We start from the raw sequence: 25282 nt of genomic DNA, 5'->3' as shown, positions 1-25282 counted from the left end.
TGAGCCGGAGCGAGGAGTCAGCAGCGGCCATAGTAGCTGCCTGTCAGGAGCGAAGGGCCAAAGGAACAGGAGAAGGTGCCCTGTGGTTCTCGGAGGCGGAGTGTCTCAGATGTTCGCTTTGCGAAGCTCGCCCATAGGTTGCCAAGGGTGAAACCCAAGGCTTGTAGGCAGCGAGAAACCGTTTCCGGCGGATCAAAGACAAGCGGCTTCAGGCGGGGTGCAGGAATTTGCTCCTGTGTCTCGACCTCAACTATTCCAACCGCCCGGTGCGGACCCGCATGCCGGGTGGTGTGGGAGGGGTCGGCCAGATAATCTGGCCGCCCCTATCCCGATTGAGCACGGTTCAGAACGGTGGATCGTCCGGGTAGGCCGAGCGGAACAGGTCGGGCTGGACGAAGTCGGGTGCGACGAGGTGCTCGCGCGATCGCTCGTGGTAGTAGCGCTCGATCTGGCCGAGGTAGTGGGACTCGAAGAGCATGACGAAGTCGTGGAGTACGCCCTGAAGGGCCACGGCCGCCTCATCGGGCAATTCGGGCCACGACAGCGGTGCGCTCGGGGGGTGGTTGTGCATGATGACGTTCCGGTGGGGGGTCAGCGCCGGGCCGAGGCACGGCGTGGGGCGACGATCTCGGGCGGGGCAAAGACGTCGAGGTAGAGCTTCTCGTCGAGCTGAGGCAGGTCGCGGTGGGCGGCCACCGCGAGCAGCTCGGCGGCCATCGTGGTGAGGATGCGGTAGTTGCCGACGGCGTGATCGCACAGGGTGTGCATGAGGGCGGTGCTCATCAGGCTGGCATTGCCCGCCGCACTCACCAGATGCTGCAGGCAGGCGAACAGCTCCTCGCGACTGGCCGCCTCGGTGGCGAGCCGGGTGCGGATGCGCGAACCGAGCGGGATGAGCTCCTCGCGGCGCAGCTTCTCGGGCAGGCGCGCGTCGCCGGCGAGCACCACGCACAGGAGCGCTTGCGAATCGAACTTCGCGCTGGCCATCAGGCGCAGCTCCGAGAGCACCGCCGGGCTCATCTCCTGGGCCTCGTCGATGAGTAGCACCGGGCGGCGCCGGGTCGATTCCAGATGGGCGAACCAGGCCTCGCGCAGCGCCTTGAAGCCGCCCCAGCGGTTGTGCGGACGCAGCGGCACGCCAAAAAGATCGCCCATCTCGCGATAGAAGTCCGCGAGGTTGCTCTGCGGATGGGTGATCGCGCCGACGGTGAGATCGGGCAGCCGTGCCAGGCGCTCGGCCAGCAGACGCAGCGCCACGCTTTTGCCGGTGCCCGGGTCACCGTGGATCATCGCGAAGCCACCCTCGCCGATCAGCCCCTGCGCGATGCGCCAGCAGAAGTGCTCGAGGCGCGCGGGCACATGAATCGCCTCGGTAGGCACCTCGGTCGTGAAGGGGTGCCACTTGAGCCCGTAGAGGGCGAGCAGTTTGGTGTTCATGCGAGGTCCTGTGCGGCGGGGGAAGTGGGGACAGGCAGATAGGCTGGCGGCAAGCCGGTGGCGGCGTAGTCGGCGAGCAACTGAGTGAGCAATGGCGCCATGCCCGCAGGCGGCAGCGGCGACAGATCGACCGTGCTCGGTGCGCGCGGCCGGCGCGTACGCTCGGCGTTGGCGGATTTATCGAGCGGGGTGATCGGGCACAGCACGGCGCCGGTGTGCGGATCGACGAGATCGACCCGGGTCAGATCCCAGCGCGCGTAGCGCAGGTGCACCACGGCCAGCGCGTGGTAGCGCGCCGGGATCTCGAAGCGCTGCCCGTGCAGGGTCACGGTGCCGTCGGCGCGCCGCTGGCGTCGTGGCGCCTCGATGCGGAAGGCGTCGGCGAGCACCGTGGGGGTGGGACAGTCGCGGCGCACGTTGGGGCCGACCAGATAGCGCGCGAGCGGCGTGGCGCCGATCTCGCTGTGCTCGGTACGGTGATATTCCTGCTCGACCCAGGCCTGGGTCGCCTGGTTGAGCAGCGCCAGCGTGAGCGCGGGCTCGCCCTCGAGCATGGGCATCAGCCGCCCCTCGACGCGGCCCCAGAACGACTCCTGCTTGGCGTTCTGGTAGGGCGAGTACGGCAGCGTCGTCTGGTGCAGCACCCCCAGGCGGTTCAGGCCCGATACCGTCTCGTCGGCGAGCATGGCCGCGCCGTTGTCGGTCATCAGCGCACGCGGCAACCCACGCTTCATGAAGGCCTGGGACAGACCATGGACGAGGCTCTGCGCGCTCTCGTCCAGATACCACTGCAGGTGGCAGACCAGGCGCGAGCGATCGTCCAGGATGCCCAGCAGGAAGGGCTTCTCCCAGGTGCCGGCGCGGGTGAGCACGCGGCGCGCGCCGTGGTGGAAGTCCAGGTGCCACAGCGCCGAGACATGGTCGAGCTCGAAGCTGCGCACCTCGCGGTGCTCGAGCCGGTCGCGCGCGAGCACCGCGCCCGCGCTCGTGCGCTTCGGGGCCGCCTGACGGAACATCCCCTGGGCCTTGAGGTAGCGGCGCACCGTTGGGTAGGACGGCACGGTCAGCCCGCTGCCCGAGAGCGCGGCGCGCAGATTGTCGAAGTGCAGTTGCGCGGTCCAGCCCGGGTGTTCGCGGTACTGCTGCACCAGGGCGTCGATGACGCCCGGCGCCAGGCTCGCGAAGCGGCCCCGGGGGCGTGGCCGGTCGCGCAGCGCCGCGATCGGGTCGGCGGCGCTGCGCGCGGCGTAGTACCAGCGCTCGATCGTCGACAGCCCGAAGCGTACGTCCTGGCCGCTGATGGGATGGCGCCAGGTGTGGGCGGAGAGCGTGGTCAGCGCACCGTGCACCTCGCCCGGCGCGGGCGGTGCGGCCAGCAAGGGGCCGATGATCGAGAAGCGCAGCCGCGCCCAGCGGTCGCGTTGCGGGGGATCGGTCGGTGTGCTCAAGAGGGTCTCCCGGTTCGGGCGCACCGGGGGGTGGCGCCACTGGGAGTGCAGGCTACGAAGCCTCGGGTTCGGTGGCGATCTGCATCCTCTGCGGGAACTCAACGCCCCTCGGGCAGCGTGACCGCGCGCACCGTGAGCGGCGCCAGAAAGCGCAGCAGCCGCTGCAGCGCCTCGGTGGCCTCGCCGGCAAAGCGTGCGAGCAGTTCGCCCGGCAGCCCCTGGGGCGACACCGGGGGCATGAAGCGGGCGCACATCGCCTGCCACAGCGGCGTGTGCATGAAGCCCTCACGCCACCACCGTCGCCAGCGGGTGAGCGTGCGCAGCGGCACCGCGAGCGCCTCGCACAGCCTCGCCGCCGCTGTGTTCTGCCCGGCATGCCGGGCAGAACACAGCACCACTACCAAGCCCAGATACACGCGCCGGCCCAGAAAGCGCACCGACATCGAGGTCGTGCGCCGGCGGCAACGGCTGCAGCAAAAGCTCAGCCGTGACGAGAACGCCTCGCGGATCGCGAGGGTCGGGCAACCACGGGGCTTGCGGGGATAGTTGGCACGATGGAGCACGCCGCCGCATGGGCACCCTGCACCCTGCGCCTGGGCAGCGAGCTCTTCGTCGAGGCGAATCAGAAACAGGAAAAACTGCGAATGCTGCGGGTCAACATGGCACACTTGAACGGTCTCTTGGCTTGGTAACCAGAGACTCCCCCGAGGGGTTCGTTTGTTCAAGTTCCCTGAGGGGGATCCCCCCTCCGCCATCACGCTGCGTGACCATCCCGCCGGCAAAAGCCATCAGCAGCAATGACCATGCTCACGAAGAGTCGCCGCAGGTAAACATCCGGCTCTCCGAAGTACCGCTGACCGAACTCGTGCAGGGGCTGAACGCACATCTGTTCGACGCCGGCTTTGCAATGGTCAATGAAGTGGAGGACGGGATCATTGCTGAGCCGCTGTGGGCCGACCCCTTGGTAGTGATCCTGCCCGCACGGCACCCGCTTGTAGCCTTCAAGGAAGTGCCGTTGCAGGAAGTGGTGAGCTATCCGCTGGTACTTTGTGATCCACGGGCATGCCAAGGTTGCGGTCGGCAGAGCGAACGACTGTTCCGCTCTGTCGATGTCCAACCGATTGTGGCTGAGTATGCCGCTTCTCACGGGCTGATGCTGACGTTGGTGGCCGCAGGGTACGGGCTAGGTTTTTCCACTGCCGCGCACTTGGCAACTTGCCAGCCGGCGGATGTTGTTGTCCGCCCGTTGGCCGGTCAGAGCGCATCGATAACCACCTATCTGTTACGAACCGAGGGTGGCATGACGGAGCCGTTGCAGCGGTTCATCGAACGCGCCGAACGTATATGTCATCAGGACGCAAGCACATCACGCGCGATCTGACGCGGATCTATCGGAAGGTGCGCGGCTAGTTTTCTCGGATTGCGCGATTCATCTTTGGTCTTGCGACTGACCCGATCGGCATGGCTCATGCGCTGTACTGATTCCAGTTTCGACGCAATTGCTGCGCCCTTCCGTACTCCGGCACTCGCCTGCGGGCTCGCCGCCGCGGTCATTTCACTGACGCGGAACGCATGAGCTTTTGCTGGTTGCAAACCGGCTCATCCCGTTGACGCATTGGCACTTTACGCCGTTGGAATTCCTACGGAAAACTTTGACCAGGTTTCGGGTAAAGCGCGGCACCCATGCTTGACTCCAGGGGAGCGCGACCACCAAGCCGCGTGCCGGTCCAAAGGCAAAGCGCCCGCATCATGGTTGAGGAGTTTCAAGCGTAGCAAGATGTAGTTCGCCCTTGGCCGGCCGTCAGCGCCGATGCAACGCTTCCTTCCACGATCCCGGCCGGCCCTGCGCTTCATCCGGATTTCTGGGCAATCGCCTCGCCCACTTGGGCGGTGCGCGTCTGCCAGAGTTCGATCCGACGATGGGACGCACGCGACATGGAGAAATCGAGTTGCCTTGCCTTTGGCGCCAGGATCTACTACCGCCCGATCGAGGCGGCCGTCCGTTGGGCGGGACTGTTGCGCTTTGAGCCGCGGATTCTGGAAACGCTCGGGCCACGTGCCATGCCTGAGCCGAACGATTTTCCGCGCTGGCCCTTGCTGCGCCTTTTCTCCGAGCGCATCTTCGACGCATTGGCACACGATGAACTTTCTTACGGCAAGGCAGGCATGGCGCAGGAATCTCAGCGCCCCGCACTCGACGATCCTGCGTTGATCGTGCGCCACGTCGCCCTGAAGGCGTGGATGTCGCATTACTACCCCGGTGAGCGGCCTCCATTCCTGTTCGACGGCATCGAGCGCGAACTGCATCCTGCGGTGAGCGTCGCCATGCTGAACGTGTTGCTGGCCGATCGCGAGGCCGCCAAGCTGCAGCTTGCCGAACTCGCACAACTACATGCGGCGCTGAAGGCACAGCACGAAGCGTTGGCGAAGGAGCATGTCATTAGCATTCGTGAGGGCGATACGAGTGAACCGGGCCTGCGCAGCGAATCGACTTACTTGAACATCATTGGCGGCCTGCTGACATTGCTGTTGGGCAAGTCCCCGGCGGGCTCTGCCTACTCGTCCTTCCGCAACATGGATGCGGTGATCAGTGCACTACTGGCCCACCATGAAGGGCGGCCCGGAATCAGCGAGCGGACGCTGTGGAGCAAGCTGGCACAGGCGCGTCGCCACCTGGAGGCATCGCGCTGAGCCTGTAACAGCAGACTGCAATTGCAGTTGCGTGTTCTGCAGTTGCAGTGAATCTCGCAGCAGCAGCATATGGAATGCGAGGCACTTTCTGAACAACGCCATCGAGCGTCAAGGAGTGCCTCTCATGTCTTCGCAGACCATCGCGCCGGCCTTGCCGCCCGAGCACCGCATCCTGCGCCGCGCCGAGGTCGAAGCCAAGACCGGCTTCAAGCGCGCGCACATCTACAGCCTGATGAAGGAAGGCAAGTTCCCCAAGGCGCTGCGCCTGGGCGTGCGTGCAGTGGGCTGGGATTCAGTGGAGATCGAACAGTGGATCTCCGATCGCCTCAAAGAACGCGCCTGACGCTTCTTCTCGGTTCATGCCATTCGACGAGGAGAGGCGCATGCAGGTGGTATCCATCATTTCGACCAAGGGCGGCGTGGGCAAGACCACGACGGCGGCCAACCTGGGCGGCTTCATCGCCGATGCCGGGCTGCGCGTGCTGCTGCTGGACCTGGACGTGCAGCCCACGCTGTCGAGCTACTTCACGGTGGACGCGCGCGCGCCCGGCGGCATCTACGAGATGCTGGCCTTCAACGAACGGCGCATCGAGCAACTGGTGTCGCGCACCGCGATCGCGGGCCTGGACCTGGTGCTCTCCAACGACGACCGCGGCGAACTGAACACGCTGCTGCTGCACGCTCCGGATGGGCGCCTGCGACTGCGCCATTTGCTGCCCGTCTTCCGCACGCACTATGACCTGCTGTTGATCGACACCCAGGGCGCGCGCAGCGTGCTGCTGGAGATGGCGGTGCTGGCGTCCGACCTGGCGCTGTCACCGGTGACGCCGGAGATTCTGGCCGCGCGCGAACTGCGCCGCGGCACACTGCAACTGATCGAGGACATCGCGCCGTATCGCCACCTGGGCATCGAGCCGCCGCCGCTGCGCCTGCTCATCAACCGTGTGCATCCGGTGTCGTCGAACGCGCGGCTGGTCCAGCAGGCGCTGCGACAGGTGTTCCAGGAACAGGCCGGCGTGCAGGTGCTGGACACCGACGTGCCGGCCATCGAAGCCTATCCGCGCGCTGCGACACGAGGATTGCCGGTGCATCGGGTGGAGTACCGGCGGCCAGCTGGGCGCACGGCGCCCGCGGCGCTGGACACCATGCGCACGCTGGCCGGCGAGCTGTTCCCCGCGTGGCGGGAGCGCTTCGCGCTGGTCACCGGCCGGGCCGATGCGGGAGGGGCCAGCCATGGCGAGCGCACATGAACTGGCGCGCGGCCGTGAACGGCTGCGCGCGCTGATCGAGTTCGCGCTGGGCGAAGGCTGGCGCGTGGTGCGCACGTCCGGCGGGCACCTGAAATTCACGAAACCAGGCTGCGCGTCGATCTACACCAGTTCGACTGCGAGCGACCACCGTGCCGACCGCAATGCCCGCGCGCAACTTCGCCGCGCCGACCGGCAGGCGCAGGAGAACGGCCGTGGCTGAGCTGACGCCGCAGGACATGGCTGCCAAGCTGCTGGCCACCGGCTTCGAGCGCAGCGGCCCTTCGGCCGCGACCTTGAGCGACCCCATCGCCGACACGCCGATGGTGGTGACGCTGGACCAGTTGCGGCCCTACGACCACGACCCGCGCGTGACGCGCAACCCGGCCTATGCGGAGATCAAGGCGTCCATCCGCGAACGCGGGCTGGACGCGCCCCCCGCGATCACGCGCAGGCCGGGCGAGGCGCACTACATCATTCGCAACGGCGGCAACACGCGGCTGGCGATCCTGCGCGAGTTGTGGAGCGAGACCAAGGAGGAACGCTTCTTCCGCATTGCGTGCCTGTTCCGCCCGTGGCCGGCGCGCGGCGAAATCGTGGCGCTGACCGGGCATCTGGCCGAGAACGAGCTGCGCGGCGGGCTGACCTTCATCGAGCGGGCGTTGGGCATCGAGAAGGCGCGCGAGTTCTACGAGCAGGAATGCGGCCAGGCGCTGTCACAGAGCGAACTCGCGCGGCGGCTGACGGCCGACGGCTATCCAGTGCCGCAGTCACACATCAGCCGCATGAACGATGCGGTGCGCTATCTGCTTCCGGCGATCCCGACGCTGTTGTACGGCGGATTGGGCCGGCATCAGGTGGACCGGCTCGCGGTGCTGCGCAAGGCGTGCGAGCGCACCTGGGAGCGGCGTGCGCTGGGCCGCACCGTGGCCGTGGACTTCGCCACCTTGTTTCAGGACGTGCTGACGCAGTTCGACACACAGCCGGACGACTTCTCGCCGCAGCGGGTGCAGGACGAGCTGGTCGGCCAGATGGCCGAGCTGCTGGAGGCGGACTACGACACGCTGGCGCTGGAGATCAACGACAGCGAAAGCCGCCAGCGTGCGCTGACCAGCGAACCGGCGGCGCCGACTCCACCTGCAGCGTCTGTCGTTCCTGCTGCTCCTCCCCCGCAGGTCTCCGCGTCTCAGCAGCCTCCCGTCTCATCTGTGCCGCGAGGCACCACGCCGGCCACGCCTTCGGCGCCAGCAGCGACACCGTCTGCATCGCCCGGAGCACCGGAGGAACAGCACGGGCAACACGACGAGCGCTTGCAGGGGCACATCGTGTCACCGGCCCCGACCACCGAGCGCCTGCAATCCATCCAGCGGATGGTCGCGGACCAGCTCGGCGACAAGCTGCCCGACTTCGAGGCCGATGCGTTGCGTGCGATCCCCGTGCAGGTCGGCGGGCTCTATCCCATCTCGGACGTCTGGTACGTCGAGCCGGGGCTGGACGTGCCGGATCGCCTGCGCGTGCACATCGCGCAGTTCGCGCGCGAGATCGGCGAGGAAGCGGCGGTCGCCGACCACATCGAGGCCAGCGTCGGCGGCATCGGCTTCGTCTGCGCGGCGCCGGTTGTGGGCCAGGCGAAGGCGCTGCCGGCGTTCGCGCGGGCGGTGCTGACCCTGCTGCATGTGCTGAGTGCGGCTCCGCCCTCCGCGAACGGATTGGACCGCGCGCGGCTGGCCGACGAGCTGGCGGCGCTGCTGCATGGCCACGGCGGCTCGGCCACACGCCTGAGCGATGCTGCGCTGGTGAAGCTGTTCCGTCTGCTGCGCCTGGCGCGCCGGCTGCTGGATCTGGAAGCCGGCGTAGCGAGCCAGGAATCCTGAGCGCAGGAGGCTCCCGTATGTCGGCACCGCACCCGCTCAACCAGGCCGTGATCGCCCAGGCCCTGCATGACCTGCGCAACGGGCAGTTGCGCCGCTGCAAGGCGATGGGCTTCGGCGAGGAGGAGCTGGATGCGCTGAAGCACCCCGAACTCGTGAGCATGCTGGTGAATGCCACGGTGTCGTGGTGCTCGGTGTCGGTGAACCGGGAAGTGTTGAAGCGGCTGCTGAGCCAGGTGCACGACGTGGAGCGGGAGATCGCCACGGTGGACCGCATGCTGCGCCTGGGGGCGAGCACGGAGATGGTCAGCAAGTTCTACGGCCTCACGCATCAAGAAGTGGCGCTGCGCCGCGACATCCTCGGACTGCCCAAGCGCAAGGGCCGACATCCGGTGCTCGACGAGGCGCAGGACGTGGCCCTGTGGGAACGCTGGAAGGCCGGCATCACGGAGCGGCACATCGCACTGAACGACGACATGGCGATGCTGGCGCTGACCATGGACCTGGCCGAGGCCATGACCCTGCCCATGTCGGTGATCTGGTCGGCGATACGGAACTGGGTCGACCAGGGGCTGGTGTAGGTCATGACGACGGGCGACGCTCCACGGCGTGATGGCCCGGTTGCGCTGTCGGCGTTGTTCGACGAGGCGCTGCGGCACCTTGAGCCGAAGGAACCGGCGCAGGGCACGGCGCCGAGCCAGGACGGTTTTCTCTACAGCGGCAACCGGCACGAGAGCGTGCCGCGCGCGCTGTTCCTCGACCGACGCCTGACGCCGCTGGAGCGCAATGCCTGGCAGGTGTTCCGCCTGCAGCTCAACGACGACGGCGTGACCGCCTTTCCCACCTACGACCAACTCCGCCCCTATCTGGCGTCCATGCCCTGTGCGGCGCAAGCCTCGCACGAGACCGTGGCGCGCGCCTTGACGCTGCTGCGGCTGACGCGCTGGCTCAGCCTGGTGCGGCGGCGGCGCGATCCCAAGACCGGCCGTATCCAAGGCAACCTCTATGTGCTGCACGACGAACCGCTGTCACCCTTCGAGGCGATGCAGCTCGACCCGAACTACCTGGGCCTGGTGAGCCAGGCGCTCACGCACGCGGCGAAGGCGGTGCAGGTCGTGGGCATGAACACGCTGCGGGAGATCGCCGAAGATCCGCTGCTCAGTGGGCGCACGCTGCCGACCCGTCTGCAAGTGCTGGCGCAGCGCATGGCGCGGCATGGCTGGACGACGCCAGGTTATCCACAGGAGGGTGCGGACCACGAATCCGAAGAAGGCCAGGAAGCCCTGCTTCGGAATGGCGCGCGCCCGTCTTCGGAATCCGAAGCAGGGCCGAAACCCGCGCCGGACGGCTCTCTTCGGATTCCGAAGGAGGACCGTACAGTACGTAATGATCGTATAAATGAAGTACGTACAGTACCGCGCGCGAGGGCCTTGCAGAACCTGCGGCTGCCCGAGCGTTTCCTGCGCTTGAAGGACGAGCAGCAGGCCGGCGCGCTGGTGGCGCTGCAGCAGGTGGACGAGGCGCAGCGGCAGGCCGTTCTCTACGAGTGGGCGGCACGCTGCCGCAACAGCGCGGTACGCAACCCGGCCGGCTACCTGTTCGGCATCATCCAGAAGGCGATCCGCGGGGAGTTCAAGGCCTGGGCCGGAGAAAGTGCATCGGCGCCGCCAGCACCCCCGCCACCTGCGCCATCGTCACCGCTGGCATCCCGTGCGGCTGACCCCGAGGTGGCACGTGCCTACCTGGCACAGCTCCGAGAAGCCTTGCGTGATCCCTGATGTTGCCTATCCCCAGGGGATAGCTGGAACAGACACCCTTCCGCCGTGCTCGATTGCCGCCCGCCGAACCACCGGCGAAACTGTCGCCTGTGAATCAGACGAGGACAGCCACGCACGAGCCCGGCCGACGATGGACATGACGACTTCCCCCGCCACAAACGCACTGCAACCACTACAGCGAGACGTTCAGCGCTTGCTGGGCAGATGCCTGTTGCGCCTTCAACAATACGAGCGCCTGATGAAAGCCATCGTGGCGCACCACGAGATTTCAGGCCCGGCGCATTCGCTGGAGGCCATTCGCGCAGCGCGGATTGAAGATGCCGCGACCAAGACCCTGGGCACGTTGGTCGGACAACTGTTTGGTTCGTATGTCGTCACCGATGGAAATGGCGGCGAGGAACGCGACGACGATCTTCCCGGCGACGTGATTTCCTTTCGCACGCGCGTGCAACTGAGCCTGTCTGCGCAGGACTACGCCAACACCCAGGCCGACCTCAAAGACCTGGTATCGCTGCGCAACACTCTGGTGCACCACTTCATCGATCAGCACGATCTATGGACCGTGGACGGGTGCCGCGTTGCACAGGACGAACTCGGTTCCGCCTACACGCGCATCGATCAACACTTCGAGCAGCTGCGCGGCTGGGCCGAGCACATGGATCAGGCGCGGCGCCTGGCAGCGGAGTTCGTCCAGTCGGATGTGTTCCACGACCTGGTGGTCAATGGCATCGCGCCGGACGGCACGGTGGACTGGCCGGCCGCCGGCATCGTCCGCGCGCTGCGCGAGGCCGCCGCGCAGTTGGCCGTCGAGGGCTGGACACCCATCGCCGCCGCTGGCCGCTGGATCGCGGACCGGCATCCCGAGCAGCTTCCAGCCAAGTACGGCTGCAGCAGTTGGCGGCAGGTGGTGCATGAGTGCCGCCTGTTCGAGCTTCGCTACCGTGAGGTGGAGGGGCAACGGGCCGCCTGGTACAGACCTCGCGAAGCATAGCCCCGCAACGCGGTCTCACCTCCGCGCGAGCCGCGAACACATCCGCCGAGCTATCCCCAGGGGATAGCCGGCACACACAGCCTTCCGCGCGGAACAAACCGGGCGCGCATGGGCTGCGGTTTGTTGACTGACAGCCTTCCGGCCGATGCCGATGCTGGCGACTCGCCAATTCACCGCGAGTCGCTCCCATGGCCAACGAACGCACAGAACCCCTGCAACTGAATCTCGGATCGCTGCGCAGCGCGATGTCGCTGACGCTGCACACGCACCACGCTTCGCGCATCTGGCACGGCCGCGCGCCGACCGAGGGGCGCCCAGGCATCATCGGTCTCAACGGCTTCATCGGCGCCATGAACAAGATGAAGCGCGGCGCCGAGCAGGACGACCCGTACTCGGACTGGTGGATGTTGCGGATCGAGGACAAGCTCGCCGACACCAAGACCCGTCTGCAGACCCTGCGCGACCAGGTGGATCAGGCCTTGGCCGACGTGCCATCGGCGCTGTCGCTGGGCGAGAACATGAACGTGCAGCCGGTGAAGCTGCCGCTGTTCGTGAACGCCCAGCTCGGCTTCATGGCGGTGTATCTGCTGGCCGACTACGACGACCTGGCACGCAAACTCATCCTGGCGCACCACACGGCGCTGATCGACCGCAGCACCTTGGAGCGCTGGCTCAATGATGGTGCGCACGCGCTGCGCAGCCTGTTCTCGCTGGCCCAGCAGTACCGCTACTCGGGCACGACGCGCGACGACTTCGCGGCGAAGAACGCGGCGGCGCGAGCGGCGCTGGAGAAGTTCGGCGAGTTGCCGCAGGACGTGCTGGAAGGCACGCGCCGCTCGCGCTTCGCGCCACCCATCGCGCGGCGGACGAACAAGCCCGGCACGCCGCCTGCTGCGCCTGCCATCGTGCCCGATGCGCAGGCTTCCACGGGTGGCGCAGCCGATGGTGCGGCGGGCGATGAGGGTGCTGGCGCATGACAGCATCGCCCCCTATCAGCCACTCCACGCGCTTCGTGGCGCTGGAACAGGCGGACTTCCAGCGGCTGGAACACGCAGGCTACCTAAAAGGCCTTTTACAGCCTTTTAAGGGTAAGGGGAGTCTGGAGACCTGGGCCAGCCAGGGCGCAGCGCTGCGCGACGACGTGATTGGCCTGGCGCAGCGGCGCGTGCTGCCCCAGGCGCGCGCCTATCCATTCAGTCTGCTCGACGTGCAACTGGCCCAGCAGGCCACTGGCGCAGGGACGACCTTCCTGCGCTGGCGCAACCTCGACCGTTCCTCCATGGGCGTGGCGTTGTGGGAGGCCCTGCTGGCCAACCCCGCGACGCCGGCCTCGCTGATCGACGAGCTGTACGCGATCGAACTGCAGCGCATCGTGCTGAACATGCAGATCAGTCTGACCCACAGCATCGCTCGCCAAGCCCTGGAATGCGCCAACAAGGCCGCGCAGGCCGAAGCGGCTTACCTGCGGCGCGTCCACGGGCATACCGCGTCCGTTCCACCCACCACCAAGGAGTCACCATGAGCACGCACTTCGTCGGCGAGGGCAACATCGGTTCTGCGCCGGACTACCGCGAATTTCCGAACGGCAACGACGAGCCGCGCCGGCTGCTTCGCCTGAACGTCTACTTCGACAACCCGATCCCGAAGAAGGACGGCGAGTACGAAGATCGCGGCGGCTTCTGGGCGCCCGTGGAGCTGTGGCACCGCGACGCCGAGCACTGGAAGACGCTGTACCAGAAAGGTATGCGGGTGCTGGTCGAGGGCCGCACCGTGCGCGACGAATGGGAGGACGCCGACGAGAACGAGCGCGTGACGTTCAAGGTCGAGGCGCGGCGCGTGGGCATCCTGCCGTACCGCATCGAGTCGGTGGCGCTCAGCGCCAAGCCGGCCGGCGGACAGTAATTCGCCCATCGCCGTTCCCCCGAGGGCGGCTGTAGCAACCGTCATACGCCCGCGATGCACCAGCGAGCTATCCCCAGGGGATAGCTCCAAGGTCGTCCACGGAGTTCCAGCCGCCCTCCCGAAACGACGCTCTTGCTGTGCCAGCTCCTACGATCTATGCACACCGCTGCGGCAACGAACCGCCTGCCAATCACAAAGCGGTGTCTGCATCAATCGACTTCCTTGCTGCCGGCATCTCCTGGCCCCGCCAAGCTGACGCCCATCCGATGAACCGCACATTTCCAAGGAGGCTTCATGCGCGTGTTCCTGTGCGAGAAGCCGTCCCAGGGCAAGGACATCGCCCGTGTGCTGGGTGCCGGTCAACGCGGCAACGGCTGCTACAGCGGCGCGGGTGTCGTTGTGACCTGGTGCATCGGTCATCTGGTGGAGGCGGTTCCGCCCGAAGGCTACGGCGAGCAATACAAGCGCTGGGCCATCGAGCAACTGCCCATTCTTCCTGAGCGTTGGCGTGTCGAGCCCAAGGCGGCGACCGCAGCGCAATTCAAAGTCGTGCAGCAGCTCGTCGCCAAGGCGGGCGAGCTGGTGATTGCGACCGACGCCGACCGCGAGGGCGAGATGATCGCCCGCGAGATCATCGACCTATGCGGCTACCGCGGGCCGATTCAGCGCCTGTGGCTGTCGGCGCTCAACGATGCGTCGATCCGCAAGGCGCTGGGTGCGCTCAAGCCGTCCGCCGAGACGCTGCCGCTGTATTTCTCCGCACTCGCCCGATCGCGCGCCGACTGGCTGATCGGGATGAACCTGAGCCGCTTGTTCACACTGCTGGGGCGCCAGGCCGGCTATAGCGGCGTGCTGTCGGTGGGGCGCGTGCAGACGCCGACGCTGAAGTTGGTCGTGGACCGCGATCGCGAGATCGCGCGCTTCGTCTGCGTACCGTTCTGGGCCATCGAGGTTGCGCTATCGCATGCAGGCCAGCCCTTCGTCGCAAGCTGGACGCCGCCGCAAGGCAGCACCGACGATGCGGGCCGCTGCCTGCAACAGCCGGTGGCGCAGCAGGCCGCCGAGCGCCTGCGCACGGCCGGCTCCGCCCAGGTGCTGTCGGTAGAAACCGAGCGCGTTCGCGAAGGGCCGCCGCTGCCGTTCGACCTGGGCACGCTGCAGGAGGTGTGCTCCAAGCAGTTGGGCCTCGACGTGCAGGAGACGCTGGACATTGCCCAGGCGCTGTACGAGACGCACAAGGCGACAACGTATCCGCGCTCGGATTCGGGCTACCTGCCCGAGAGCATGCTGGCTGAGGTGCCGACCGTACTCGACAGCCTGGTCAAGACCGACCCCAGCCTGCGGCCGCTGATCGAGCGCCTGGATCGCCAACTGCGCTCGCGTGCATGGAACGACGGCAAGGTGTCGGCTCACCACGGCATCATCCCGACGCTGGAACCCGCCAACCTGTCGGCCATGAGCGAGAAGGAGCTGGCCGTCTACCGGCTGATCCGCGCCCATTACCTCGCGCAGTTCCTCCCACACCATGAGTTCGACCGCACGATGGCGCAGTTCTCGTGCGGCGGTCAGTCGCTGGCGGCCGTGGGCAAGCAGATCGCCGTCACCGGCTGGCGCGAGGTGCTGGCGACGCCGGGGCCGGACGATGCCGATGGCGAGGATGCGCAGCGCAGCCAGGTGCTGCCCGCCCTGCATGCGGGCCTGTCCTGCCCGGTCGGAAAGGTGGATCTCAAGGCGCTGAAGACGCTGCCGCCCAAACCCTACACGCAGGGCGAGCTGATCAAGGCCATGAAGACCGTCGCCAAGTTCGTGACCGACCCGCGGCTGAAACAGAAGCTGCGAGATACCACCGGCATCGGCACCGAGGCGACACGCGCCAACATCATCAACGGTCTGATCGGTCGCGGCTACCTGGTCAAGAAAGGCCGCGCCGTCCGCGCTTCCGACGCGGCATTCACGCTCATCGACGCGGTGCCCTCGGCCATCGCCGACCCCGGCACCACGGCGGTGTGGGAGCAGGCACTCGACATGATCGAGGCCGGCCAGATGGCGCTGGACACCTTCATCGAGAAGCAGTCCATGTGGGTCGGCCAGCTCGTGCAGCAGTACCGCGGCGCAACGCTCTCGCTCAAGCTGCCGCCGGCGCCGGCCTGCCCGCAGTGCGGCACACCGATGCAGCAGCGCACGGGCAAGAGCGGCGCGTTCTGGTCCTGCTCGCGCTACCCGGACTGCAAGGGCACGCTGCCGATCGAGTCCCCGACGGGCCGGCGCAGCGCACCGCGCAAGCGGCGCGCTGCCTCCAAGGCGTCCTGATCCTCGCTTTTCCCCTGCCGCGCCGGCCACTTCACTGGCGGCGAGGCAAACGTCCCGCACCGCGCGGGACTCCAAAGCGCGCGTCTCCTTCTGCAACGGTGTGCGCGCCCCGTCTGCCCGGCATCGGGCGACGGGGCGAGAAGGTCATTGCTCCACGAATCGCGCCCGCCGCCATTCCCTTGATCGGTGTGCCTTGCCTCGGCCACGAGGGGCTTCCTGACGCCTTGCCGCCGCGCGAGCCGTGAGGAGGCCCCTTGGGCCGAGGGTATTCCGTGCCGGTGCCCGCCGGCGGAACAACGGGCTCCCTTTGTGCGCGTATGCGTGCCAAAGGTTTCCGGCCCCAGCCACGAAACGGGCCGGGTGCGATTGCTGACGCAGCGAACGGCTTTGACGGCGGCCCGCGCTGACGCAGCCCACAGGTGGTTTTCCTTCCTCTCCAGCCGAAGGCCCGCGTGGCCTTCGGCGCCCTGGTCCCTGCCTTGTCCCGTGACGCGGGCCTGCCCTAAAGCGGGCCGTCCACGATTCGGTTTTCCCTGCGACGGCAGCCATGCTTCGCGCCCATCCTCACGCCATGCGTTGCTGACAGTCGTCAGCGGCATGCCCTGGCAGTCTCGGTCTTCAATACTGCAACGCGGTTCGCCGCGTCGACCGATCCAGTCCGCTTCGCATCGCCCACCGCGGACGCTCGCCGGCCTGGCGACGATGCACTTTTCTCAACCACCCGAGGGGAACTCCATCCTCTACGGGATGCGTACTCCCCGACCCACCAAGGAGCACGGCATGTCTGAACCTTCCGCATCTTCCTCTGCAACCGCAGTACGCAGTGGTGCGCTGGCGCTGGCCTGGACCGGCAAGCGTCTGCCGCTACAGGTGCTGCGCAGCGCGGCCGGCCACTACATCGGCACGCAAGACGACGAAGGCCCGGTATCGCGGGAGTCCGTCGAGTATTTCCCGACCCACCTCGCAGCACAGCGCGCCCTGGATACCCATGCCTGGACACAGCGCGCTCACCCCTGATTCCCACCCTTCAAGGAGTTCTCTCATGAATCTGTCTTTACCCGAAGACGTGCTCGATCAGATGGCGCTGGAACAGGCGCACTTCGACGCTGCACCGCAGGCCTTCTTCGAGGCCTGGAAGCGCGGCGCGCAGATCGCCGGCCACGAGTGGTTCGGCGACGGCACACGCGAAGGTCTGCAGCGTGCCACCACCAAGTGGGACCTGCGGCCCAACATGCTGATGCTCAACGACGCCCTGGGCGTGCTGAGCAGCGGTCAACGCATGTTCCTGTCCGCGATGGTGAGCTTCTACAACTCCCGCGAGGGCGGCGCGATGCTCAAGCGTTGCGGCTTCGAGGGGCTGTCCGACTTCGGCGGCCTCGATCTGGAGCGGCGCAAGGTCATCGCCGACCTCACGCTGCACTACAACGGCTGGTGAGCCGCGCCTGGCAATCCACCGTCTTTTCATCCCACCCCACGAGGGACATGCGTCCCCGTTCGGGGCCATGTCCCTCCTTCTTTTCGCAGGAGCGGCCATGTCCCGAATCAGCATCTTCCACTGACCTGCACCGCCCGCCACCAGGGCGGCCCGACGCCGCGGCCGGCTGACCGGCTGCCACTTCATCCACTCGCTGGGGTTCAATCCCCGGCAGGGGATTGCCTCGGCCATCCTCTGCTGGAGGAATCCCATGTCCCATCCCAACAATCCCTTCGTCCGCGGCTACGATGGCCTGTCCGTGCAGCGGCTGCTAGCGATTTCCTACGACGACGACTGCCCGCTGAGCTACCTCCCGCTGCACGTCTCGCAGTCGCACCTGCCGGACAGCCAGGTCGAGCGCCATGCCTGCGTCTTCTGCGACGACTTCGCGCTGATCACCGAGGGCCAGAACGTGCCGCCCGAGCTGGACGCGCAGTGCCCCAGCCACGGCATCGCCCGAAACCTCGTCTACGCCGTCATGGCCGAAGAAGCCGGCCAGCCGCTGCACGTCGGCGATACCTTCTCCGAGGAAGCCGCGCGCGAGGTGGTACGCCGCCTGCGCTTCGAGACTGGGTTCTACAGCCGTGCCTGGGAAATCAGTTCGGCGCACATCACCGTGGAGGCCGGTCGCTATCTGGCCAACCTGGCCGACATCGCCACGCCGAGCGGTTTTCTGTTCGTGGCCTTCCGCATTCCCTACAGCCCGGCGGTCGGCGTGAAGCTGATCGCCACGCCCTGGACGGATGCGAACCTGCAGCATGTCGAGGGCATCACCGCCGAAGAGCTGCGGCAGGAGCACCGGGCCAAGGGCGTGCCGGAGTCCCTTGTGGAAGTGTTGCACCTGGCTGCGCTCGCTGACGTTCGCCTGCTGGTGTTCGATGCCGACGCGCCGATACTGCAGGCATTGACGGTGTACGGTGACGAATGACCCTCACTTGAGCCCCCTCGCGGGGCTCGTCCCACTTTTGCCGATTCGGGCTTTCCATCCGACGATTTGTATGCGTCCGCCCACATGCTGCTACCGGCGTTCCAGTTCCCGAAGCACCCTGGCGAGCCGCTCGACCGCCGTCTCCTGTTCAGCCGGCGTGTAAGCCGCGAACCCCATCAGGAAACCGGCCCTGTGCCTGGTTGAAGCATGCAGCGCCGTCAGCCCCAGGAGATCGATTCCCGCCCGAGCCGCGGCATCGATGACCGCGCGCTCGGAGATGTCGCGGGTCAAGACACAGGGCATCTGCATTCCGCCGGCCGGCACCCTCGGTTCGACGAAGCCGGCCAGATGCGCGCGCACGAGCCCTGCCAGCACGTCGAGCCGGTCGGCATAGACTCCACGCATCGCGCGCACATAGGCGCCGAAATGCCCCCCTTCGATGAAGCGTGCCAGCGTCAGCTGCGGGATGGATGCGCTGTGCCCGTCCAGCAGGGTCCGCGCCACGGTCATGGGCGCCACGAGCTGGGGCGGCAAGACCACGTAACCGATGCGCAGGCCGGGGAACAGCGACTTGGTGAAGGTGCCGATGTAGATCGTGCGATCGTACGGGTCGAGCCCCTGCACGCAGGCCGTGGGCTTGCCGGCGTAGTGGAACTCGCTGTCGTAGTCGTCCTCGATGATCCAGGCCTGGTTCTGCCGCGCCCATTCGATCACCGCGAGCCGCCGATCCAGCGCCAGCGTCGCGCCGGTCGGGAACTGATGCGAGGGCGTCAGGAAGACCGCCCTGGCCGGGCTCGCCGCATCGTGCAGGCGCGCCACCTGCATGCCTTGGTCGTCGAGCGGCACGGGGACACACGCTAGCCCGGCGGCATCGAACGCCTTGCGGGCACCGTGGTAGACGGGGTCTTCGATGAAGATCCGGTCGCCCGCGTCGAGCAATACGGTTGCGCACAGGGCCAACGCCTGTTGCGAGCTGGTCAGCACCAGCACACGCTCGGGCGTGGCGCGCGCCCCCCGCTCAAGATTGACGTAGTCCGCGATGGCGCGGCGCAACGGCTCCACGCCTTGGGGTGGGCTGTGTCGCAAGGCCTGGGTGCCATAGTCCTTCAACACCTGGCGTTCCAGGCGCTCCCAGGTTCGCAGCGGAAAGCTGCGCGTCTCCGGCACCCCGGGGGCGAACGGCCTTGGCGCAACAAAGTCGCGCACGCCGCCGCCCTGGAGTATCGCCGCGCCACGCCGACTCAGACGCACCGACTCGCGCTGGGGCCCGGGGCGCCGCGCGGTGCCACGCCTTGACGAGGCCTGCGCCCGCTCGGACACGAAGCTGCCGCTCCCCACACGCCGTTCGATGAAGCCTTCCGCATGCAACTGGCTGTATGCCGACTCGACCGTATCGCGCGAGACGCCGAGCGACCGGGCCAATGCCCGCGACGCCGGCAGCGGTTTGCCGACGTCGAGTGCGCCGTCGAGGATCAACTGCCGGAGCGCGCGCTGAATGCGGGCATGCAGCGGCAAGGCGCCGTGGGCGGGGTCTCCAATCCAGGCTTTGACCGATTCGAGTTGAGCGTGCTTGAACAATTGGCTGGTATCGCTTAACGAAAGTGGTGGGGAACAACGGGCCATTTTAGGCTTAAAAAGCTGCTTTCGGAGCAGATCGTCCCCCCCTTCTGGAGCCCCAAGCCCGCCATGTCGTCATCCACCTCGCCTTCACCCATCTGTCCGAGCGATCTCGCCCATCCCCTGGTGGCCGGGCTGGTCTCGGTCATCGTCAACTACGGCGGCACCTTCATCCTCGTCTTCCAGGCCGCGAAAGTGGCCGGCCTCAGCCCGGAGCTGACAGCCTCCTGGGTGTGGTCGATCTCGATCGGCGTGGGCGTCACCGGGATAGTCCTGAGCTGGACGGCACGTGAGCCGATCATTACCGCATGGTCCACGCCGGCCGCCGCGTTCCTCATCACCGCACTCGCGACCACGCCCTATGCCGAGGCGATCGGTGCCTACCTGCTCTCGGCGGCGGCCTTCGTGGCATTGGGGTTGTCCGGGTACTTCGAGAAAGCCATCCGGCTGATCCCACCGGGCATTGCCGCCGGATTGCTGGCCGGCATCCTGCTGCAGTTCGGCGTCGGCGCCTTCGGTGGCATGAGCATCGACCCCGTTCTGGCGGGCTTGTTGATCATGGCGTATCTGGTGCTCAAGCGCTTCACCGCACGCTATGCCGTGGTGGGCATCCTGGTGCTGGGGCTGGCCTTCCTGCTCATCGAGGATCGCGTCGATCTGTCGGGGCTGGCATTGCAGCTCGCCGCGCCGGTTTTCACCATGCCGGCGTTCTCGCTCAACGCCACCTTGAGCGTGGCACTGCCGCTATTCCTGATCACGCTGACCGGCCAGTACATGCCGGGCATGCTGGTGCTGCGCAACGACGGCTTCAAGACCAGTGCGAACCCCATCGTGACCGTCACCGGGCTCGGTTCGCTGCTCATGGCACCGTTCGGTTCCCATGCGTTCAACATCGCCGCCATCACGGCCGCGATCTGCACCGGCCGGGAAGCGCACGAAGACCCCTCCAGACGCTGGATCGCCGGCATCGCCGCGGGGGTCTTCTACATCCTCGTCGGGGTGTTCGGCGTGACCTTGGCCGCCCTCTTCATGGCCTTCCCGGCGACCTTCATCACCACGCTGGCTGGCCTGGCGCTGCTGGGCACCATCGGTGGCAGCCTGGCCGGCGCCATGGCCGACGTACAGGCGCGCGAAGCTTCGCTGATCACCTTCCTGGCCGCAGCCGCCAACATCAGCTTGCTGGGCATCGGTGGTGCGTTCTGGGGCCTGGTGATCGGGCTGGTGGCGCATGCGGTGCTCAACGGCCGCCTGCCCCAACGAGTGCCAAGGCAGGTGATGGCGCCCGCCCCTGCGAACAAGGGGGTGAGCTGATGAGCCCCTCTGTCGATGCCCTGTGTGACCACGACCCGCATGGACGTTATCCCGAGGCCCTCACCGTCGAGGACTTCCACCACAAGCTGGCCGCCGTGCGGGCACGCATCGACGCCGCCTGCCGTCGCGCGGGTCGCGATCCGGCGGACGTGCGTCTGCTCCCGGTGAGCAAGACCAAGCCCGAGGCCAGTGTTCGCATGGCCTACGCGGCCGGTTGCCGGATGCTGGGCGAAAACAAGGTGCAGGAGGCCCATCGCAAATGGGAAGCCACGCAGGATCTCGGCGGGCTGCGCTGGTCGATTATCGGCCACCTGCAGACCAACAAGGCGCGGATGGTGGCGCGCTTCGCGGACGAGTTCCAGGCGCTGGACAGCCTGCGCGTGGCCGAGGCACTGGAACGCCGCCTGCAAATCGAGGGACGCTCGCTGGACGTGTTCGTGCAGGTCAACACCTCGGGCGAGGCCAGCAAGTATGGCCTGGCACCCGAGGATGTCCCAGGCTTCGTGCGCGCCCTGCCGGCCTTCTCTGCCCTTCGCGTGCGCGGCCTGATGACGCTCGCACTGTTCTCCAGTGAGGCCGAACGGGTACGGCAGTGCTTCATCCTGCTTCGCACGCTGCGGGACCGACTGCGCCAGAGTGCCGCCGCAGGTATTGGCCTGGATGAGCTGTCCATGGGCATGTCCGGCGACTTCGAGATCGCCATCGAGGAAGGTGCCACCGTGGTGCGTGTCGGCCAGGCCCTCTTCGGCGCCCGCCCCTTGCCCGACAGCCACTATTGGCCAGCGAACCCCCAAACAAAGGAGCCCCGATCATGAAGACCGCCATCGCCATTCGCCATCTGGATTTCGAAGACCTGGGAACGCTGGAACCACTGCTGCAAGCGCGCGGCTACACGATCGAGTATGTCGATGCGACTCGAGATGCGTTGAACACCCGCGCTGTCGATGCTGCTGACATGTTGGTGGTGCTCGGTGGCCCCATCGGCGCCTTTGACGACGAGGCCTATCCATTCATCGTGGATGAGTTGGCCTTGGTGCGTCGGCGGCTGGACGGCCATCGCCCGCTGCTGGGGATCTGCCTGGGCGCGCAACTCATCGCGCGCGCGCTCGGCGCCAGCGTGGCCCCCATGGGTGCCAAAGAGATCGGCTTTGCGCCACTGACGCTGACACAGGAAGGTCAAGCCTCGCCGCTGGTCGCGCTGGGCAACGTGCCGGTCCTACACTGGCATGGCGATCAGTTCGACATTCCACCCGGCGCGCTGCGGCTGGCAGGGACGGATGTGTGCCCCAACCAGGCCTTTTCGGTCGGGCGCCATGTGCTCGGGCTGCAATGTCACCTGGAGGCAGACCCGCGCCAGATCGAACGCTGGCTGGTCGGACATGCCTGCGAACTGGCCCAGGCGGGAATCGACCCGCGTGCACTGCGAACCCAGGCATGCGCCCTGCAGACACGGCTACCGCAGGCTGCGCAGGCGGCGTTCTCCCGCTGGCTCGACGGCGTCGGATCGGAACCGCCCTGCAGCCAGCCATGACGGCGAAACGCTTTCGGCGCCACTTCGGTTCGACTTGCTCCAGCCCATCCCACGTTTCCCAAGACACCTACCTGAGGCAGCAATCATGCAATACCACGCGTCGCACCTGATGCGGGCCTATGCCCGTCAACCCGTTTCGTTCGTCCGCGGCTCCGGCGCACGCCTGTGGGATGCACAAGGCGTCGAGTACCTGGATGCCATTGCCGGCATCGCGGTCACCAGCCTGGGCCACGCCCACCCCGAAATCGCCGCCGCCATCAGCGAGCAGGCCGGGCTGCTGCTGCACACCTCCAACGTCTTTCGCATCGACTGGCAGGAGCGGCTGGGCGAGCGCCTGTGCGCACTGACCGGCATGCAGAAGGCCTTCTTCTGCAACTCGGGGGCGGAAGCCAACGAAGCGGCGCTCAAGCTGGCGCGCCTGCATGGCCATCGCAAGCAGGTGGCGCGGCCCCAGATCCTTGTGATGGAGAACGGCTTTCACGGTCGCACCCTCGCAACGCTCTCGGCAACCGTCAACCCCGCGAAACAACGCGGCTTCGAGCCGCTGATGCCGGGCTTCGTGCGCGTGCCCTACAACGATCTCGACGCGGTGCGCCAGGCTGCCGCGCAGTGGCCCGACATCGTGGCGGTGCTCGTCGAGCCGGTGCAGGGCGAAGGGGGAATCCGGGTTGCCGCAGCCGATTACCTGCGCGGACTGCGTGCCCTGTGCGACCAACACGACTGGCTGCTGATGGTCGACGAAATCCAGGCCGGCATGGGCCGGACCGGCGCCTGGTTCGGCCACCAGCATGCGGGCATCACGCCCGATGTCATCACGCTGGCGAAGGCGCTGGGCAACGGTTTTCCGATCGGCGCCTGCCTGGCGCGGGGGCAAGCCGCCGACCTGTTCTCACCCGGGCAGCACGGCTCGACATTTGGCGGCAACCCGCTCGCTTGCCGGGTCGCGTGCTCGGCGCTCGACATCATGGCGCGCGAGAACCTGCCTGAGCGGGCCGCCCTGCTCGGTACGCGCCTGCTCGACGGCCTGCAGCGGGCACTGGGCAGCCACCCCGATGTGGTCGCCATCCGTGGCCAGGGCCTGATGGCAGGGATCGAACTGAACAGGACCTGCACAGAGCTGGTTGGGCGCGCCCTGGCCGAACAGCGCTTGCTCATCACGGTGACCCGCGACAACACCATCCGGCTGCTGCCCCCGCTGGTCTGCGACGAAGCGCAGATCGACGACATCGTGGCGCGCCTCGCCCACCTGCTGTCGCCGACCGCATCGGACGGCCCTGCAGCGCCCGTCGAAACGACGCCGCAGGAAGCAGCGGCATGAAGCTGGGCATCGACGCCCCCGACCGCATCGAGTTCCGGACCCGAACAATTCAGACCACAGGACGACCCACCCATGTATGACCCATCCCTGACGCTCTCCGATTTTGATCCCGAGTTGGCGGCAGCCGTGCTGCGCGAGGAACGACGGCAGGAAGACCACGCTGAGCTGATCGCCTCCGAGAACTACGCCAGTCCGCTGGTGATGGCCATCCAGAACACCGTGTTCACCAACAAGTATGCCGAGGGCTATCCGGGCAAGCGCTACTACAGCGGTTGCGAGCACGTGGATGTGGCCGAGCGCCTGGCCATCGAGCGGGCCAAGGCGCTGTTCGATAGCGACTACGCCAACGTCCAGCCTCATGCCGGCGCGCAGGCCAATGCCGCGGTCTTCCTGGCGCTGACCCATCCCGGCGACACCGTGATGGGCATGAACCTGGCCCAGGGTGGCCACCTGACCCACGGCAATCCGTCCAACTTCTCCGGCCGGCATTACAAGATCGTGCCCTACGGCCTCGATCCCGAGACAGGACTGATCGACTACGACGAGATGGAGCGCATCGCGCTGGAGACCCGGCCCAGGATGCTCATCGGCGGCTTTTCCGCCTATTCTCGCCACAAGGACTGGGCGCGCATGCGCGCCATCGCCGACAAGGTAGGCGCGATCTTCTGGGTGGACATGGCCCACGTGGCCGGCCTGGTGGCGGCCGGCGAGTACCCGAACCCGCTGCCGCATGCCCATGTGGTCACCAGCACCACCCACAAGACCCTGCGCGGCCCGCGCGGCGGCATCATCCTGTCCCAGGGCCAGGATGATGACTTCTACAAGAAGCTCGACTCCGCCGTGTTCCCCGGCATCCAGGGCGGGCCCCTGATGCACGTGATCGCCGCCAAGGCGGTGGCCTTCAAGGAAGCCCTGTCTCCGGCGTTCAAGACCTACCAGAAGCAGGTCGTGATCAATGCCCGCGCCATGGCCGCCGTGCTCCAAGGCCGCGGCTACCGAATCGTGTCCGGCGGCACCGACAACCATCTGATGCTGATCGACCTCTCGACCAAGCCCTATACCGGCAAGGATGCGGACGCCGCGCTGAGCGCGGCGTACATCACCGCCAACAAGAACTCGGTGCCCAACGACCCGCGCTCGCCCTTCATGACCTCGGGGGTGCGCATCGGCACGCCGGCTGTGACCACGCGCGGCTTCGGCGTGGCGGAGTGCGAGGAACTGGCCGGTTGGCTGTGTGACGTGCTGGATGCGCTGGAGGCTGGTGGCGTTGGACAGGCGGCGAGCCGGGTTCGGGATCAGGTGGTGGCCTTGTGTCGTCGCCATCCCGTCTATCGGTAGGATCTGCTGCATTTCGTCATAGCGCTTGCGATAGCCATTCCCTCCAGAAATGAGACGCCTACCGTTTCCGATTGATCGGAAATCTCGATC

Annotated in this window: 26 protein-coding genes; 21 read left to right on the top strand and 5 right to left on the bottom strand. The window is 67.0% G+C overall.

The features are described from left to right. Positions 1–343: 343 nt before the first annotated feature. The 4 genes from ACZ5PP_RS02330 to ACZ5PP_RS02315 form a co-directional block, all read right to left on the bottom strand. Complete coding sequence (locus ACZ5PP_RS02330; RefSeq protein WP_464826145.1) at positions 344–571, bottom strand: hypothetical protein; 228 nt, start codon at positions 569–571, stop codon at positions 344–346. 20 nt (positions 572–591) lie between these two features. Beyond that, positions 592–1437 carry an ExeA family protein gene (locus tag ACZ5PP_RS02325; protein ID WP_464826144.1) on the bottom strand — a complete coding sequence of 282 codons (846 nt, stop codon included), beginning with the start codon at positions 1435–1437 and terminating at the stop codon, positions 592–594. Continuing rightward, the gene (locus ACZ5PP_RS02320) at positions 1434–2885 is read right to left on the bottom strand and encodes a DDE-type integrase/transposase/recombinase (protein ID WP_464826143.1); all 1452 of its coding nucleotides are present in this window, start codon (positions 2883–2885) and stop codon (positions 1434–1436) included. The genes ACZ5PP_RS02325 and ACZ5PP_RS02320 overlap by 4 nt, the downstream gene beginning before the upstream one ends. Before the next feature lie 98 nt (positions 2886–2983). Beyond that, positions 2984–3328 carry a hypothetical protein gene (locus ACZ5PP_RS02315; RefSeq protein ID WP_464826142.1) on the bottom strand — a complete coding sequence of 115 codons (345 nt, stop codon included), beginning with the start codon at positions 3326–3328 and terminating at the stop codon, positions 2984–2986. 320 nt (positions 3329–3648) lie between these two features. On the opposite strand from ACZ5PP_RS02315, the gene ACZ5PP_RS02310 reads away from it, so the two are divergent. The 16 genes from ACZ5PP_RS02310 to ACZ5PP_RS02235 all read left to right on the top strand — a co-directional run bounded on the left by ACZ5PP_RS02310 (position 3649) and on the right by ACZ5PP_RS02235 (position 18077). Next, complete coding sequence (locus tag ACZ5PP_RS02310) at positions 3649–4266, top strand: LysR family substrate-binding domain-containing protein (protein WP_464826689.1); 618 nt, start codon at positions 3649–3651, stop codon at positions 4264–4266. 554 nt (positions 4267–4820) lie between these two features. After that, on the top strand, positions 4821–5576 hold the full coding sequence (locus tag ACZ5PP_RS02305) for a hypothetical protein (protein WP_043743370.1): 756 nt from the start codon (positions 4821–4823) through the stop codon (positions 5574–5576). Positions 5577–5700: 124 nt separating this feature from the next. Continuing rightward, positions 5701–5919, top strand: a complete 219-nt coding sequence (locus ACZ5PP_RS02300) for an AlpA family transcriptional regulator (RefSeq protein WP_043743369.1) — start codon at positions 5701–5703, stop codon at positions 5917–5919. 40 nt (positions 5920–5959) lie between these two features. Next, positions 5960–6826, top strand: a complete 867-nt coding sequence (locus tag ACZ5PP_RS02295; protein WP_464826688.1) for a ParA family protein — start codon at positions 5960–5962, stop codon at positions 6824–6826. Then, complete coding sequence (locus ACZ5PP_RS02290) at positions 6810–7046, top strand: type II toxin-antitoxin system HicA family toxin (RefSeq protein WP_013982111.1); 237 nt, start codon at positions 6810–6812, stop codon at positions 7044–7046. Before ACZ5PP_RS02295 ends, ACZ5PP_RS02290 begins: the two co-directional genes overlap by 17 nt. Continuing rightward, complete coding sequence (locus tag ACZ5PP_RS02285) at positions 7039–8697, top strand: ParB family protein (protein WP_464826687.1); 1659 nt, start codon at positions 7039–7041, stop codon at positions 8695–8697. Before ACZ5PP_RS02290 ends, ACZ5PP_RS02285 begins: the two co-directional genes overlap by 8 nt. 17 nt (positions 8698–8714) lie before the next feature. After that, a complete protein-coding gene (locus ACZ5PP_RS02280; protein WP_010792177.1) occupies positions 8715–9275 on the top strand; it encodes a DUF2857 domain-containing protein in 561 nt (186 codons plus the stop codon). A gap of 3 nt (positions 9276–9278) precedes the next feature. Then, on the top strand, positions 9279–10472 hold the full coding sequence (locus ACZ5PP_RS02275; RefSeq protein ID WP_464826686.1) for an STY4528 family pathogenicity island replication protein: 1194 nt from the start codon (positions 9279–9281) through the stop codon (positions 10470–10472). Positions 10473–10710: 238 nt separating this feature from the next. After that, positions 10711–11463 carry an OST-HTH/LOTUS domain-containing protein gene (locus tag ACZ5PP_RS02270; RefSeq protein WP_023101518.1) on the top strand — a complete coding sequence of 251 codons (753 nt, stop codon included), beginning with the start codon at positions 10711–10713 and terminating at the stop codon, positions 11461–11463. 188 nt (positions 11464–11651) lie between these two features. Next, on the top strand, positions 11652–12440 hold the full coding sequence (locus ACZ5PP_RS02265) for a PFL_4669 family integrating conjugative element protein (RefSeq protein ID WP_004362271.1): 789 nt from the start codon (positions 11652–11654) through the stop codon (positions 12438–12440). Continuing rightward, positions 12437–12985, top strand: a complete 549-nt coding sequence (locus ACZ5PP_RS02260; RefSeq protein WP_062842668.1) for a DUF3158 family protein — start codon at positions 12437–12439, stop codon at positions 12983–12985. The genes ACZ5PP_RS02265 and ACZ5PP_RS02260 overlap by 4 nt, the downstream gene beginning before the upstream one ends. Further along, positions 12982–13365: a single-stranded DNA-binding protein gene (locus ACZ5PP_RS02255; RefSeq protein ID WP_004362284.1), complete on the top strand. Its 384-nt coding sequence runs from the start codon at positions 12982–12984 to the stop codon at positions 13363–13365. The genes ACZ5PP_RS02260 and ACZ5PP_RS02255 overlap by 4 nt, the downstream gene beginning before the upstream one ends. A 294-nt stretch (positions 13366–13659) precedes the next feature. Beyond that, positions 13660–15675, top strand: coding sequence for a DNA topoisomerase III (locus tag ACZ5PP_RS02250; RefSeq protein ID WP_464826685.1), 2016 nt, complete (start codon positions 13660–13662; stop codon positions 15673–15675). 780 nt (positions 15676–16455) lie between these two features. Beyond that, complete coding sequence (locus ACZ5PP_RS02245) at positions 16456–16692, top strand: hypothetical protein (protein ID WP_010792170.1); 237 nt, start codon at positions 16456–16458, stop codon at positions 16690–16692. A gap of 25 nt (positions 16693–16717) precedes the next feature. Next, positions 16718–17110, top strand: coding sequence for a hypothetical protein (locus ACZ5PP_RS02240; RefSeq protein WP_004255064.1), 393 nt, complete (start codon positions 16718–16720; stop codon positions 17108–17110). Positions 17111–17360: 250 nt separating this feature from the next. Continuing rightward, positions 17361–18077 (top strand): DUF5983 family protein, encoded by a 717-nt coding sequence (locus ACZ5PP_RS02235; RefSeq protein ID WP_464826684.1) that lies wholly within the window; start codon positions 17361–17363, stop codon positions 18075–18077. 90 nt (positions 18078–18167) lie between these two features. Here the strand turns inward: ACZ5PP_RS02235 and pdxR are convergent, their stop codons facing one another. Next, the gene (pdxR, locus tag ACZ5PP_RS02230; protein WP_269263639.1) at positions 18168–19655 is read right to left on the bottom strand and encodes a MocR-like pyridoxine biosynthesis transcription factor PdxR; all 1488 of its coding nucleotides are present in this window, start codon (positions 19653–19655) and stop codon (positions 18168–18170) included. A 108-nt stretch (positions 19656–19763) separates the two neighbouring features. Between pdxR and ACZ5PP_RS02225 the strand changes: the two genes are divergently transcribed. The 5 genes from ACZ5PP_RS02225 (at position 19764) to glyA (ending at position 25192) form a co-directional block, all read left to right on the top strand. Further along, positions 19764–21005, top strand: coding sequence for a benzoate/H(+) symporter BenE family transporter (locus tag ACZ5PP_RS02225; protein WP_269263638.1), 1242 nt, complete (start codon positions 19764–19766; stop codon positions 21003–21005). After that, positions 21005–21820 (top strand): YggS family pyridoxal phosphate-dependent enzyme, encoded by an 816-nt coding sequence (locus tag ACZ5PP_RS02220; RefSeq protein WP_269263637.1) that lies wholly within the window; start codon positions 21005–21007, stop codon positions 21818–21820. The genes ACZ5PP_RS02225 and ACZ5PP_RS02220 overlap by 1 nt, the downstream gene beginning before the upstream one ends. Continuing rightward, positions 21817–22536 carry a glutamine amidotransferase gene (locus ACZ5PP_RS02215; RefSeq protein ID WP_269263636.1) on the top strand — a complete coding sequence of 240 codons (720 nt, stop codon included), beginning with the start codon at positions 21817–21819 and terminating at the stop codon, positions 22534–22536. Before ACZ5PP_RS02220 ends, ACZ5PP_RS02215 begins: the two co-directional genes overlap by 4 nt. Positions 22537–22621: 85 nt before the next feature. Further along, entirely contained in the window at positions 22622–23854 is a 1233-nt protein-coding gene (locus ACZ5PP_RS02210; RefSeq protein ID WP_269263635.1) for an aspartate aminotransferase family protein, read from the top strand. Positions 23855–23926: 72 nt separating this feature from the next. Then, on the top strand, positions 23927–25192 hold the full coding sequence (gene glyA, locus ACZ5PP_RS02205) for a serine hydroxymethyltransferase (protein WP_269263634.1): 1266 nt from the start codon (positions 23927–23929) through the stop codon (positions 25190–25192). Positions 25193–25282: the final 90 nt, after the last annotated feature.

This window comes from Thauera sp. DNT-1 (genome assembly GCF_055393985.1).
This window is presented reverse-complemented; position numbering and strand designations above follow the sequence as displayed.